Genomic DNA, 12,792 nt, shown 5'->3' with positions numbered 1-12,792 from the left:
CGGCCGGTCGGTGGCGATAGTCGCAGGTCGGCGTGCCACGATGCTCGTGTGCCCCGTCCGTTCGCGGCTTATCTCCGCGTCTATGAGCCCCTGCTCGCGCTGGGGGATCCACCGGACGAACGCCTGCTCGAGGCCGTCGAAGCGGCCCGGCTCGATCGTTCGGCCGCGGGCGCGCGCGAGCAGGCATTGTGGCTCAAGTCACAGCATGTCGGCCGGTTGCTGCCCGCCGAGCTCGCGGACGGCAGGGCCGCGCCCAGTCTCGTCACCGACGTCCTCGTCCTGGATCCCGAAGACGTGCCGGAGGGTGAGCACGGCGACGCCGGCCCGGGGCCGCTGATCTGTCCGATGGAGATCCGCGCGCGCTCGGCCGCGGCACTGGTGACCTTCCTCGGCGACGCGCATCCCGCGTTGAAGAGCGCGGTGCTCGACGCGGGCGGCGCGTCACTCGACACGATCCGCTCGCGGGCGAAGTCCGCCATCGGCGATCTGTCCGCCTCGGCGTCTCACACGCTGTCGACGACGTGGACCGTCCCGCTTCCGTGGTTCGTGCTGTTCGACCCCGGGATGCGCAGGGTCAAACTCGGCAAGGGCCGGGACGACCCCGAACGCGAGGTGTCGTGGCGGGTCTCCATCGCCGACGCGCGGCATCGCGCCCGCGAGGTCGGCGACCTGCTCGAAGCGACCTTCGGCGACTCGGGCCCGGGCCGGGTGTTGCTCGAGACGCGGCGCTGGCTCGACAGCTTCCACCCCGGCTCCGCGGTCGAGCTCGACTACGGCGGTCTCGTGCAGCTATTCGCCGACCCGATCCTGCAGGCCGACACGACGGCCGAAGAGGTCCACGACATCCTGGACGCGCTCCGTACCGGCAATGTCGACGAGCTGGCGGAACTGTTCGCCGATCTGCGGGACTTCTGGGGCGACCTGGCCGCGCGGGAACGCGCGAACTAGCCGTAGAGGCCTTCGGCGACCCTCAGTTCGCCGACCGATTTCCCGCCGCCCAGCACCGCGTCGCGCGCGAGGGCGCCGGCTTCGTCGCCAGGATCGATGCCGAGGTGGCGCAGCGTCGCGAGCAGGAGCGGGATCCGGGCCCTGGCCGCGCCGTCGTCGATCTTCAGCGCGAGCGCCGTGCCGTCCGGGAGGGCGAACGCGTGCACTCCCTCGGCACCGCCCTTCGACAGAAGGCCATCGATGTTCCGCATCAGCACGGTGTCCTCGCGACCGGTGCCCGCGACCTGCCACGGATGCGCGCGGACCGCGTTCGCGACCCTGCGTTCGGGCCCGCCCATGGCCGTGACCAGCCTGCCGAACGAACGGGCGAGGCCGGTGAGGGAGAACGCGAACAGAGGCGCCCCGCAGCCGTCGACGCCGACCGTCTCGATCGTCTCGCTGGTGAGGTCGGCGACGGCGGCCTGGACGACCTTCTGCAGCGGATGGATCTCGGCCTCGTAGTCCTTGGTCGGCCAGCCGAGCTGCGCGCAGGTCATGAGCATCGCGGCATGCTTGCCGGAGCAGTTCATCGCGGCGCGGCGTTTCCCGGCCGAGGCCACGGCCAGCATGCTGGGCTCGTGCAACGGGAAGGCGGGCGGGCAGGCCAGCGCGTCCTCGGTCAGCCCCGCGTGGGAAAGCATCGCCAAGGCGCCCTCGACATGGCCCGGCTCGCCGTTGTGCGATCCGCAGCCGAGCGCGAGTTCTTCGTCGCCGATCGTGAGACCGGCGCGGAGCATCCCGACGGCTTGCAGGGGTTTGTTGGACGAACGCGGGTACACCGGCCGCTCGATGTCGCCGGCGGAGAACCGCACCGAGCCGTCCGGCGCGGTGATCACGAGCGCGCCGCGGTGCACGCTCTCCACGAAGCCGGATCGGACGACCTCGACCAGGACCGGATTCGTCACTCGGAGCCGCCGCGTTCGGTGTCGAGCAGGTCGTCGACCGAGGCCGTGCCCTTGCGGTAGCGGGTGGCGATCTCGGCGTTGATCGTGTCCATCACGCTCTGGACCTCGCGCCGGTACGAGGAGACCGAAACCTCTTCGTCGGCGTACCGGTTGAGGGCGTTGACCAGCTTCTCGTCCGACAGGGTGCTGACGTCGGAAAGGTCCGTGTCGCCGATGAGCGCCTCGGCGAACCGGCGGTGCTCACCCGCGCGCGACGGCTCCAGCCGCTGGTGCCTGCCCGAACCCGTGGCCGGGCCGATCGCGTTGTCCGCCAGGATCGCGGCCAGCCGCTCGACGACGCTGCTCTCGCCGCCCGAACTCCGGCGCTCCTGCTCGGCCCGCACGATGTCGATCCGCGCGTGCAGCAGGCGCCGCAGGTACGACAGGTCGGTCTCCTCCTGCGCGGCCTCGTCACGGCGCTCGCGCAGCACGGAAAGGGTCAGCTCGCCGAGGTCGCTGAGATACCCAGGGCCGAGCACGCGGTCGATACGACGGCGACCACCGGGCCGGACTTCGATCACCCGCGTAGCTTATCGCGCTCCAGCGGAAATGTTCCGCAGGGAGCGATACCACAAGGATCTCCGCCCCTCACGACACCCTCCGCCGGGCAGTCGCTCTTTCGGTCCCTTCCAAAGCGCGCCCCCCACCCGTCCCGGGGGCGGCCCCTGGTCCAGTCTACCGGGGGTGGGGCGGGAAAAGTGCTGGTCGGCGGAGTTGTCCACAGGTGGGCAACGTTGTGGACAACTTGTGGATGGGTGTGTGCAAGTACGTGAAGGCCCCCTTCATTGAGCTAGGCGCAATGAAGGGGGCCTTCACGTACTTGGGTCGTGAGCGAAGGGCGAGTTTCCAGCGCTCAGCCGAGGGAAGGGGGCCTTCACGCGCAGCCGCTGTGACCAGCGAGGCGGAAGCGGCCGGTGAGGCGACAGTGACGTATCCGCAGGTAGTGAAGGCCTCCTTCGGGGACCCAGAGTCCCTCAAGGTAGGCAAGGAGGCCTTCACGGAACGAGCAGCCGCACCTACCCCCGCAGTCGCTGAGCCGCTTCCCGCCCAGGCGCCGGAGCCTCACCAGGCACCGAGTCCGGATCGATGGTCGCCTGCACGACGCGATCCTCGGCACCCACCAGGAGTTCCGCGCCCGGCTGCGTCGAGCGTTTGACCAGCGCCAGCGCGATCGGTCCCAGTTCGTGGTGCTGCACCACGCTCCCGACGCGGCCGACCGTCCGCTCGCCCAGCACCACCGGATCGCCGGTTTCCGGCGTGATCTCCGGCGAACCGTCCAGGTGCAGCAGCGCCATGTACCGCGGTGGCCGCCCGACGTTGTGGACCTTCGCGACGGTCTCCTGCCCGCGGTAACAGCCCTTCGCCACGTGCGCGGCGGAGTCGACCCAGTTCACTTCGTGCGGGATCGTGCGCTCGTCGGTGTCGAGGCCCAGCCGCGGTCGCAGCGACTCGACGCGCAGCGCGTCGAACGTCCAGCTGCCCGCCGGTCGCGCGCCCGCGTCGGTCAGGCGCCGCCACCAGACGGCGAGTTCGGCGCGGGGGACGGCGAGGTCGACGCTGTGCCGTCCCGGCCACGGCATCCGCCGCGCGAAACCGCCGGGGATCGCCACGACCGAGTACGGGTCCGCGCCGACGGAAACACCGACGGCGTCCAGCACGCGGTCCGCGTCGGGGCCGAGGACGGTCAGCAACGCCAGCTCGTCCGAGACATCGCGGATGTCCACTTTGGACCAGAACTTCATCGCTTCGAGGTACTCGCGCAAAGTCTGCTTGCCACCGGACGGCAACGCGCTGGTGGCCACCGCGCCCCGGTCGCTGTCCAGCCACACCGTGCCGTCCGCGTGCGCGACGACCATATGCGTGTCGACGCGGCCTTGGCTGTCGAGCACGAGCGCCTCGGTGCCGGTGCCTTCGGCGAGCCCGGTGACGTGCTGCGAGATCACCAAATGCAGCCAGGACAGCCGTTCTTCCCCGGTCACGGCCAGGATTTCGCGATGCGAGCGGTCGATCACGACCGCGCCGCGCGCGGCCGTCCGTTGCTCGGCGAAGGGATCTCCCCAATGCCACGGGACACCCTCTTCCGGATGCCCGTCGGGTGCCGCGATCGGTCCGGGAAGGTCGAGCAGGGGGGAGCGGTAGGGCATGAAACCCATGCTAGTGAGTACCGTGTCCCCATGCGCGTGCTTGCCTTCCTCGACGGGACCCTGGCCGACCCCGAAGCCGCCCACCTGCGAGTAGACGACCTCGGGTTGCTTCGCGGCGACGGCGTGTTCGAGACGATCCTCGTCGTCGACGGACGGCCCCGTGAGCTCCGCCCGCACCTCGAGCGGCTGGCCCGTTCCGCGGCCATGCTCGACCTGCCGGAGCCCGACCTCGCCGCCTGGGAGCGCGCCGCGCAGGTCGTCATCGACAACTGGTCCGGCCCGGCCGAGATCGCGCTGAAACTGGTGTACACCAGGGGAATCGACGGCGATCCGGAGGCGAAGCCGTTCGGGTTCGCGCTCGGCGTGGAGATCGACGAGAAGGTCCAGCGGGCCCGCGTCGAAGGCGTCGCGGCGATCACCCTCGAACGCGGGATCGAGCCCGACCTCGCCGAGCGCGCGCCGTGGCTGCTGCTGGGCGCGAAGTCGATTTCGTACGGCGTCAACATGGCCGCGTTGCGGGAGGCCGGCCGCCGTGGCGCGAGCGATGTGATTTTCACCGCCGCCGACGGCACGGTCTTCGAAGGGCCGACTTCGACTGTCGTCCTCGCGAAGGACAAGACGCTCTACACGCCGCCGGCGACCATCGGCATCCTGCCGGGGACGACGCAGGCGGCGCTGTTCCGCGGCGCCGAGCGCGCGGGCTGGTCGGTCAAGGTCGAGCCGCTCAACGTCTCGGACCTCACCGAGGCCGAAGGGCTGTTCCTCGCGTCGTCGGTCCGCAAGCTGACCAGGGTGCACACGCTCGACGGCGTCGCGCTCACCGACTCCAGCGCGATCCACGCCGAGCTGGCCGCCGCGTACGAGAGCGAATACTCGATCAGTTGAGCGGGCTGATGATCAGCAGGTGCGGCAGGATCGCTTCTTCGCGGTAGGCGGCGATCTTGTGGTGCCCGTCGAGGATCACCGCCGCGTCGGTGGTCTCCAGCACGACGGCGACCGGCCGGTGCCCGCTCTTGATCGCCGTCCGGTAGTAGCCGACGCGGGAAACGTCGGCGGGCGGCCAGTCGGCGCTCGGCGTCAGGTAGCGGTCCTCGGCCAGCCGTTCGGGCCCGGCGACCTGGTATTCGCCGTCGGCGAAGAGATTCAGAAGCGGGCGGAGCGTGTCGCCGAGCGGGCGCCGCATCTGACCGGTGGCCAGCGCGATCCGCAGCGACTGCGGAAGCTCTGGTTGGGTGGGGACCGAATTCGTGTCGATGACACCCGTGCCACCGTCGACCTTTACCTGTTCCACATCCTCGTGGACGAGTGAAAGCGGAGAAGGGTTCCGGGTCTGGCCTGCGCGAGTGCCGGGAGTGACGCCTGTCTCACCACGGCCGCCACCGGATAACCACCGGTAGTTGGATGATCCGCCAAGAACACCACCGGCAACCCGTTCGGTGGGACCTGGACGGCGCCGGTCAGCAGGCCCTCGCTCGGCAGTTCCCGCTCCGCGTATCCAGCCGCGCGAGTCAGTGCGGGTCCGTCGAGCCGGAGGCCGACGCGGTTGGATTCCGCCGTCACCGTCCAGGTCTTCGCGAGCCCGGACGCCGGGTTCTCGAACCAGTGCGCCCGCGGCCCCGGATCGATCAGCACGACGAGCTCGGCCGGAGCCACGGTGGGCAGCACCACGTCGGCGCCGCCGGGCACCGACGGTGTGCCGAGCGGGAGGACGTCGCCCGCCTTCAGCGGCGCCGGCCCGATCTCCGAAAGGACGTCCCGCGACCGGCTGCCGAGTTCCTCTTCGACCGTGATCCCGCCGGAAACCGCCAGGTAGCACCGCAATCCAGATGCCGGGGCGCCGAGCGACAGGACCTGCCCCGCAGCCAGCCACACCGGCGCGTGCGAGCCGACGGGACGCCCGTCGACCTCGACCGGGACGGCCGGACCGGTCACCGCGATGGTGCAGGACGCCGTGGCGCGCAGCCGTAACCCGCCGAACAGGCACTCGACTCCCGCGGCGGCTTCGTCGTTGCCGACGAGCCGGTTTGCCAGCTTCAGCGCCGGAACGTCCAGCGCCCCGGACGGCGGCACGCCGAGATGCGCGAAACCGGGCCTGCCGAGGTCCTGTACCAGCGCGAGCGGACCTGTCCCGACCACTTCCACGGCCCTCATCCGGCGCTCCGGAACCGCACGCGGTCGCCGGGCGCCAGCAACGCGGGCGGATCGGCGCGCGGATCGAACAGGACGGTCCGGGTGTGGCCGATCAGCCGCCAGCCGCCGGGCGAGACGCGCGGATAAACGCCGGTGAACTCGCCGGCGATGCCGACCGAGCCCGGCGGCACGCGAGTTCGCGGGGCGGCGAGTCGCGGCTGCCGAAGTGGCTCGGGGAGGCCTGTCAGGTAACCGAATCCGGGCGCGAAACCGGTGAAGGCCACGGTGTAGACGGCGCCGGTGTGCAGCCGGACGACGTCCTCAGTGGACACTCCGGCGTCCCGCGCGACGAGTTCGAGGTCTTCGCCGTCATAGATCACGTCGAGGGTGATCTCGCGGGATTCGCCTTCGGGCGGATGTTCGAGGTCGGCGTCCGCGAGCAGTTCGCGGACGGCCGCGAGGGCGCCGGAACCCGGGATCTCCACCACGAGCAGGCTGCGGGCGCCGGGTACGAGCTCGGCGATGCCGGGCGGGCGCGCGGACGTGACCGTGGCGTGCGCCGCCATCGACTCGGTGAGGGAAGCGCAGTCGAGCAGGGCGGCGTGCTCGCCGTAGGCACGCCACCGCATGGGAAGAGGCTCAGCCCACCACGCGACGCAGCAGCGCCGACGTGTGCGGCTGCAGTTCCTGGCCCATCATCGCGCGCTCCTCGACGTAGCCGAGTTCGCCGTTGACGATGCCATAGAGCCGCTGCGAAGCCGTGACGTCCTTGGCAGTCGAAGTGCGGACGACCGCGTCGGTGCCGAGCTCCCAGGCCGGGACCGAGGCCTTGCCGCGCGGCTTGCCGTAGAAGAGTTCCACGATGCCGGTGTTGTGGGTCAGCAGCAGCTCGATCGTGTCGTCGGCCTGCGGACGCCAGAACCCGGACTCGCGCGCGGCGGGCCGGATGACCTTGCCGTCCTCGTCGAGCAGCCAGGCGCGTGCCTCGTGCGTGAGGAACGGGCGGCCGTCGTGCGCGATGGTCAGCTGCATGCCGAACCGGTACGGGCCGTCGATGGTCGGATAGTCGACCTCGCCCTCGCCGCGCCAGACACCGACGAGCGGCAGGAGCGCCAGGCAGGCGTCGTTGAGGTTCGCTCCTTCGCGCAGGTTCGCGGTATCGCCCGGGATGGGCATGTCGTCGAACTGCGGAAGGTTCCGGTCACGCGTGTTTTCCGCGCGCTTCTCCGCGGCCTGGATGGCCTCGTCGCCACTAGCCGTCATCGGTCAGCGCTGGTCCGCGTAAAGCCGGTAGACGACGTACACGGCGAACCAGGTGGTCGCGACGCCGGCGAGCACCAGCAGGGTCGTAAACAGGATTTCCACGTCACGCACTTTAGTCGCTACCTGCCCGGACAGGCCTGCCGAGGTCGCGTGGCAGTGCCCACACGCGCGTGAAGGCCCCCTTCCCTCGGCTCAGCCGAGGGAAGGGGGCCTTCACGCGCGAAAACGTCAGGCGACGGAGATGGCGAGCTGGTGCACGCCGGGTCCCTGCGCGGTGACGGAGGCCTCGCCGTTGCCGGAGCGGTGCAGCGCGCGCACCGTCCAGTCACCAGGGGCCGCGTAGAAACGGAAATCGCCGTCGGCCGACGAGACCACCTCGCCGGTGAAGTCGCCGCCGCCGTCCAGCAACCGCACGAAGGCGCCGCCGACGGGGCCCTCCGAACCGGTCACCTTGCCCGCCAGCACGACCTGGCCGCGGGTGTCGTAATCGGCGGGCGTGGCCTCCTGGGCCGGTGCGCCGCAGCTGTCAGTGTCGTTGCCAGCCATCACTTCGCTCCCAACTCGACCGGCACGCCGACGAGCGAGCCGTATTCCGTCCACGAACCGTCGTAGTTCTTCACCTGGTCGTACCCGAGGAGCTCGTGCAGCGCGAACCACGCGATGGACGAGCGCTCACCGATCCGGCAGTACGCGATGGTGGCCTTCGACTCGTCGAGGCCCTCGTCGGAGTACAGCTCCTTGATCTCTTCCTCGGTCTTGAAGGTGCCGTCCTCGTTGGCGACCTTCGCCCACGGGACGTTCAGCGCGCCCGGGATGTGGCCGGGGACCTGCGACTGCTCCTGCGGCAGGTGCGCCGGGGCGAGCAGCTTGCCGGAGAACTCGTCGGGCGAGCGCACGTCGACGTAGTTGCTCTTGCCGATCTCGGCGACGACCTCGTCGCGGAACGCGCGGATCGAGAGGTCCTGCTCCTTGGCCTTGTACTCGGTCGGCTCGCGCTTGACCTCGTCCGAGTTCAGCTCGCGGCCGTCGAGCTCCCACTTCTTGCGGCCGCCGTCGAGCAGCTGCACCTTGTCGTGGCCGTAGAGCTTGAAGTACCAGTACGCGTACGCGGCGAACCAGTTGTTGTTGCCGCCGTAGAGGATCACGCGGTCGTCGTTCGAGATGCCCTTCTCGGACAGCAGCTTCTCGAAGCCCTCCTTGTCGACGAAGTCGCGGCGGACGCCGTCCTGCAGGTCCTTGCGCCAGTCGAACTTCACCGCCCCGCGGATGTGTCCGTTGTCGTACGCGGTCGTGTCCTCGTCGACCTCGATGAACACGACACCCGGGGTGTCCAGGTTCTCCTCGGCCCACTGGGTGGTGACCAGGACGTCTTCACGGCTCATGGAGCTGACTCTCTTTCTGGGTTAGGACGCGCGAGGGCTGGGGCTGAAACGCTTGATGAGCAGGTACATCTCGCAACCGAGACAGAAGTTGAACGCCGCGTTGAGGAACGCCGCGAAGAGCGCGAACGCCGTCGCGACGAAGCCGAGCGCGGTCAGGCCGGTGGCGAAACCGACGGTGCCGACGACGGCGAACACGAACCCGACGGCCTGCGCGAACCGCAGCGGGGCGGCGTCCTCGCGTTCGGTCGTGGGGCCGAGCCGCGGCGCGACGAGGTAGCGATAGACCAGGGAGTACGGCGCCGGCTTCAGGCCGATGAAGGCGCCGATCGCGAACACCACCGCCTGCGCCGCGAGCAGTGGCCACCACTGGGTGATGAGCACGACCGCGAGCACGATCGTCGTCAGGATGGCGGCGAAACGCGGACCACGGGGGTCGACGGCCGGTCCTGCGGACATGGTTCCTCCTGCGAACGAGAGGGAAAAGAGATGCGTGCCGGAAGTGGCACGCGCGGCGGCTTCGAAAGCGCGATCAGCGAACCGGACACAGGCTGCTGCGAACGCGGCACAGGTCCACTGCGCGGCGCTGGGTCAGCAAGGTTCGGGGCAGCCGGTTCACGGGCACGAGGGTACGCAGAGCTCCCTCAGGTTGGGAACCGTGTTCACACCTTGGGACGCTTCCCGGAATCCGGGATCAGGCGTTCGCCAAATGGGGCTTCAGGGCGTCGAGAAGGTCCTGACCTCGGGGAACGCCGCCGACCCGGAAGACCTCACGGCCGTCCGCGGTCAAGGCCAGGGTCGTCGGGGTTCGCAGCACCGACAGCGCCTGGGCGACTTCGGGGGTTTCGGTGACGTCCAGATCGACGTGCGTGAGGCCGTCGGTCTTCTCCGCGAGCGCGGACAGGATCGCGCGGGTGTGGCGGCACGGCGCGCAGAACGTCGTGGAGATCTGGACCAGGGTGACGCCTTCGGCCGCGAGAGCGTCCGAGACGCGGCCGGGCAGTGTGGGCGCGGTGGACTTGGCCGCGCGGATGCGGCCGTTGCGCGCCCGCAGCAGCGCGCCCGCCACTCCGCCGAGCACCAATACGCCCAGCAGTACCCACACCCCGGTCATCCGCAAGTCACCCCTGAGGCTTCGCTCCGCTGAAGGCGACGTTCTTGCCCTCGCCCTTGATGGTCACCGAGCCGCTGTTCACCCGCACCGACGTCGGCGTCACCGAGAACGGCATCGCGCCGGTGTCGATGGTCGCGTTGAAGTTCGGCAGCAGCGCGTCCTGTACCGCCTGGGGAACGACGGTGGTCTCCTTGTCATTCCCGAACTGGAGCCGCTTCGGTTCGAGACGGATCTTCTGCCCGTCCAGTTCGATCATCGCGAAGCAGAAGATCTCCACCTTCTGCCCGGCGATCTGGACGTTGCCCGAAACCCGGATCCCGGTGCTGGCGGTGTCGACCGGCTCGCCGTTCTCGTTCGTCGCGGTCGGCTTCGTCTCGCCCTGCCCGCTGTCGCCGTTGCGGACGTAGTCCTCGGTGACCGGCTCGATCTTCAGGTTCTCGATCTTGTCCAGCGGCGCCTGCCGCGCGATGTCCGCGGCCTTGATCGTCACCTCGCCCTTGAGCGTGCCGATGACGATCGACTTCGTGTTGCCGGACGTCAGGTCGGACAGCGGGGCCGTGACGTCGCTCAGGTCGGCGTTGAAGTCCACGTCCCGCAGCCGCGGCGGGACGGCGACGCCCTGGGCGTTGATCGTGATGTGACTGTAGTCACCGGAAAGGGCCTGGGTCAGGAAGGGGAAACCGTGCACCGTGACCGCCGGATCGTTGGCCAGCTCCAGCTGTTGACGGGCCTTCTGGGAGATCGTGTGCTCGGCGTACGCCGCCGCCCCGAAATCGGCCCCGACCAGCAGCACCACCAGCACCGCGAGGGCGATGAGCCAGCCCCGGCCACGGCGCTTCCCTCGCTTGGCCGGCCGACCGGGAGACGGTCGGTCGTCACGCGCCACGGGCCTGCTCACCATTGTGTCGAATCTCCTTCGTAAACCTCTTTGGCCAGGTGTGATCGATCCAGCACGGGGTAGGTCCTCGGCCCGGCACCCGCTATTCTCACCAAGCACCGGCTGTAGCCACGTTCGAGGCGACCACGACTGAAGGCGGTGCGGCGATGAGCCTGGACCTTCTGGTACTGACCGCGGAAGCAGATGCCACCACGGTATTGCCCGCTCTGGATCTGCTGCCCCACACCGTACGCGTCCGTGCTCCGGAAGTGACCGCGCTGCTCGACGCCGGCCACCGCGACGTCATCGTCCTCGACGCCCGCAGCGATCTCGCCTCCGCGAAGAGCCTCTGCCGCCTGCTCAAGGGCGCCGGCGAGGACGAGACCTCCACGCCGGTCATCGCTGTCGTCGGCGAAGGCGGCCTGGTCGCGGTCAGCGCGGAATGGCGCACCGACGACATCCTCCTCCCGACGGCCGGTCCCGCCGAGGTCGACGCCCGGCTGCGGCTCGTCACCACCCGCGACGGCGGCGCCGCGCAGGTCGACGCCGAGCTCCGGGTCGGCGAACTGGTCATCGACGAGGCGACCTACACCGCGAAGCTCCGCAAGCGCACCCTCGAACTGACCTACAAGGAGTTCGAGCTCCTCAAGTACCTCGCCCAGCACGCCGGCCGGGTGTTCACCCGCGCCCAGCTGCTGCAGGAGGTCTGGGGTTACGACTTCTTCGGCGGCACGCGCACGGTCGACGTCCACGTCCGGCGTCTCCGCGCGAAGCTGGGGCCGGAGCACGAGCAGATGATCGGGACCGTGCGCAACGTCGGCTACAAGTTCGAGCGGCCGTCGAAGGGCAGCGCCGCCGCCAAGCAGGCCATCGCCCCGGACTCGAGCGTCTACGAGCCGAACGAGCTGTCCGCGCACTGAATCCCCTTTCTGCCTGACAAGACGTCCGGGCGGAGACCGGGTTCCCGGGTAGGGTCGATTTCATGCTCGATCTGGCTTGGACCGGTGAACCGGACACGGAAGAGATCCACGACTTCCTGCTCGCCGTGCGTGAGGCCGACGGGCGCCCGGAGGACACCGGTTTCGCCGGTGGACAGCACCTTCTGGGGCGCCTGAACGGTGAGTTGGTCGCGTACGCGCACCTGGACACCGAAGGCGATTCGCACGGCAACCAGGTCGCCGAACTGTTCGTTCACCCCGGGCACCGCCGTTCCGGGCACGGCAGGGCGCTCGTCAAGGCGCTCGTCGACCACGTCGCGGGGAAGCCGCTGCGGGTCTGGGCGCACGGCGATCACCCCGCCGCCGTCCATCTCGCCGGGACCGAAGGTTTCGAGCGTGCCCGCGAGCTGTTGATCCTGCACGCCGATGTCGAAGCCGCGGACTGGCCGGAGCCCGTGACTCGTGAGGGCGTCACGCTGCGGACGTTCGTCCCCGGCCAGGACGAGGAAGCGATGGTCCGCGTCAACGCGCGCGCCTTCGACTGGCACCCCGAACAGGGCGCACTGACCGCCGACGAGGTCCGGGCGACCGAGAAGGAAGCCTGGTTCGACCCCGAGGGCTTCTTCCTCGCGGAAGAGGACGGGAAGGTCATCGGCTTCCACTGGACGAAGGTCCACGAGGCCGTCCCCGGCCGCTTCGGCGGAGAGCCCGCGGGTGAGGTCTACGTCGTCGGCATCGATCCGGACGCACAGGGCGGCGGTCTCGGGAAGGCGCTCACACTCGCCGGGCTGCGGTACCTCCGTGATCGCGGGCTGGGCCAAGTGATCTTGTACGTCGAAGGTGACAACGCGCCCGCACTCGCCGTGTATTCGAAGCTCGGCTTCACCCGATACGAGGTAGACGTCCAATACGCTCGGTAGCGGCGTTCACACGTGCGGCACTTGACCGGTCACGGAGAGCAGACGCGCAGGTCACGGCTGGGACACAGGCCACTTTCGGAGTAGTCGCGCTGCTCA

General features: G+C 69.6%; 16 protein-coding genes. 4 read left to right on the top strand and 12 right to left on the bottom strand.

From position 1 onward, the window contains the following. The first annotated feature begins 48 nt into the window (after window positions 1-48). The gene (locus NQK81_RS23870; protein ID WP_257483327.1) at window positions 49-948 is read left to right on the top strand and encodes a DUF8083 family protein; all 900 of its coding nucleotides are present in this window, start codon (window positions 49-51) and stop codon (window positions 946-948) included. On the opposite strand, the gene NQK81_RS23865 is transcribed toward NQK81_RS23870, so the two are convergent. From NQK81_RS23865 to ygfZ, 3 genes are all read right to left on the bottom strand, one after another. After that, complete coding sequence (locus NQK81_RS23865) at window positions 945-1,892, bottom strand: asparaginase (protein ID WP_257483326.1); 948 nt, start codon at window positions 1,890-1,892, stop codon at window positions 945-947. The genes NQK81_RS23870 and NQK81_RS23865 overlap by 4 nt on opposite strands. After that, on the bottom strand, window positions 1,889-2,452 hold the full coding sequence (locus tag NQK81_RS23860) for an RsiG family protein (RefSeq protein ID WP_007032564.1): 564 nt from the start codon (window positions 2,450-2,452) through the stop codon (window positions 1,889-1,891). The genes NQK81_RS23865 and NQK81_RS23860 overlap by 4 nt, the downstream gene beginning before the upstream one ends. Before the next feature lie 495 nt (window positions 2,453-2,947). Next, window positions 2,948-4,075 carry a CAF17-like 4Fe-4S cluster assembly/insertion protein YgfZ gene (gene ygfZ / locus NQK81_RS23855; RefSeq protein WP_257483325.1) on the bottom strand — a complete coding sequence of 376 codons (1,128 nt, stop codon included), beginning with the start codon at window positions 4,073-4,075 and terminating at the stop codon, window positions 2,948-2,950. Window positions 4,076-4,105: 30 nt separating this feature from the next. Here ygfZ and NQK81_RS23850 point away from each other — a divergent pair, with 30 nt between their 5' ends. Then, complete coding sequence (locus NQK81_RS23850) at window positions 4,106-4,960, top strand: aminodeoxychorismate lyase (RefSeq protein WP_257483324.1); 855 nt, start codon at window positions 4,106-4,108, stop codon at window positions 4,958-4,960. On the opposite strand, the gene NQK81_RS23845 is transcribed toward NQK81_RS23850, so the two are convergent. The 9 genes from NQK81_RS23845 to NQK81_RS23805 all read right to left on the bottom strand — a co-directional run bounded on the left by NQK81_RS23845 (window position 4,953) and on the right by NQK81_RS23805 (window position 10,862). Next, window positions 4,953-5,366: a hypothetical protein gene (locus NQK81_RS23845; RefSeq protein ID WP_126736215.1), complete on the bottom strand. Its 414-nt coding sequence runs from the start codon at window positions 5,364-5,366 to the stop codon at window positions 4,953-4,955. The two genes, NQK81_RS23850 and NQK81_RS23845, sit on opposite strands and share 8 nt — an antisense overlap. Further along, window positions 5,354-6,226, bottom strand: coding sequence for a 5-oxoprolinase subunit C family protein (locus NQK81_RS23840; RefSeq protein ID WP_257483323.1), 873 nt, complete (start codon window positions 6,224-6,226; stop codon window positions 5,354-5,356). Before NQK81_RS23840 ends, NQK81_RS23845 begins: the two co-directional genes overlap by 13 nt. Then, entirely contained in the window at window positions 6,223-6,834 is a 612-nt protein-coding gene (gene pxpB / locus NQK81_RS23835) for a 5-oxoprolinase subunit PxpB (RefSeq protein ID WP_257483322.1), read from the bottom strand. Before pxpB ends, NQK81_RS23840 begins: the two co-directional genes overlap by 4 nt. Before the next feature lie 10 nt (window positions 6,835-6,844). Beyond that, complete coding sequence (locus tag NQK81_RS23830) at window positions 6,845-7,468, bottom strand: heme-binding beta-barrel domain-containing protein (RefSeq protein ID WP_034312615.1); 624 nt, start codon at window positions 7,466-7,468, stop codon at window positions 6,845-6,847. Window positions 7,469-7,696: 228 nt separating this feature from the next. Then, entirely contained in the window at window positions 7,697-8,014 is a 318-nt protein-coding gene (locus NQK81_RS23825) for a DUF1416 domain-containing protein (protein ID WP_126736211.1), read from the bottom strand. Next, on the bottom strand, window positions 8,014-8,850 hold the full coding sequence (locus NQK81_RS23820; RefSeq protein ID WP_257483321.1) for a sulfurtransferase: 837 nt from the start codon (window positions 8,848-8,850) through the stop codon (window positions 8,014-8,016). The genes NQK81_RS23825 and NQK81_RS23820 overlap by 1 nt, the downstream gene beginning before the upstream one ends. Window positions 8,851-8,871: 21 nt before the next feature. Further along, entirely contained in the window at window positions 8,872-9,306 is a 435-nt protein-coding gene (locus tag NQK81_RS23815) for a DUF4395 domain-containing protein (RefSeq protein WP_257483320.1), read from the bottom strand. A 235-nt stretch (window positions 9,307-9,541) separates the two neighbouring features. Continuing rightward, complete coding sequence (locus tag NQK81_RS23810) at window positions 9,542-9,961, bottom strand: TlpA family protein disulfide reductase (RefSeq protein WP_257483319.1); 420 nt, start codon at window positions 9,959-9,961, stop codon at window positions 9,542-9,544. Between the two features lie 7 nt (window positions 9,962-9,968). Then, complete coding sequence (locus NQK81_RS23805; protein WP_257483318.1) at window positions 9,969-10,862, bottom strand: LmeA family phospholipid-binding protein; 894 nt, start codon at window positions 10,860-10,862, stop codon at window positions 9,969-9,971. A 143-nt stretch (window positions 10,863-11,005) separates the two neighbouring features. On the opposite strand from NQK81_RS23805, the gene NQK81_RS23800 reads away from it, so the two are divergent. Beyond that, on the top strand, window positions 11,006-11,758 hold the full coding sequence (locus NQK81_RS23800) for a winged helix-turn-helix transcriptional regulator (protein ID WP_257483317.1): 753 nt from the start codon (window positions 11,006-11,008) through the stop codon (window positions 11,756-11,758). Window positions 11,759-11,820: 62 nt separating this feature from the next. After that, on the top strand, window positions 11,821-12,696 hold the full coding sequence (gene mshD / locus NQK81_RS23795) for a mycothiol synthase (RefSeq protein ID WP_257483316.1): 876 nt from the start codon (window positions 11,821-11,823) through the stop codon (window positions 12,694-12,696). Window positions 12,697-12,792: the final 96 nt, after the last annotated feature.

Source organism: Amycolatopsis roodepoortensis, assembly GCF_024628825.1.
GTDB classification, from domain to species: domain Bacteria; phylum Actinomycetota; class Actinomycetes; order Mycobacteriales; family Pseudonocardiaceae; genus Amycolatopsis; species Amycolatopsis roodepoortensis.
This window is presented reverse-complemented; position numbering and strand designations above follow the sequence as displayed.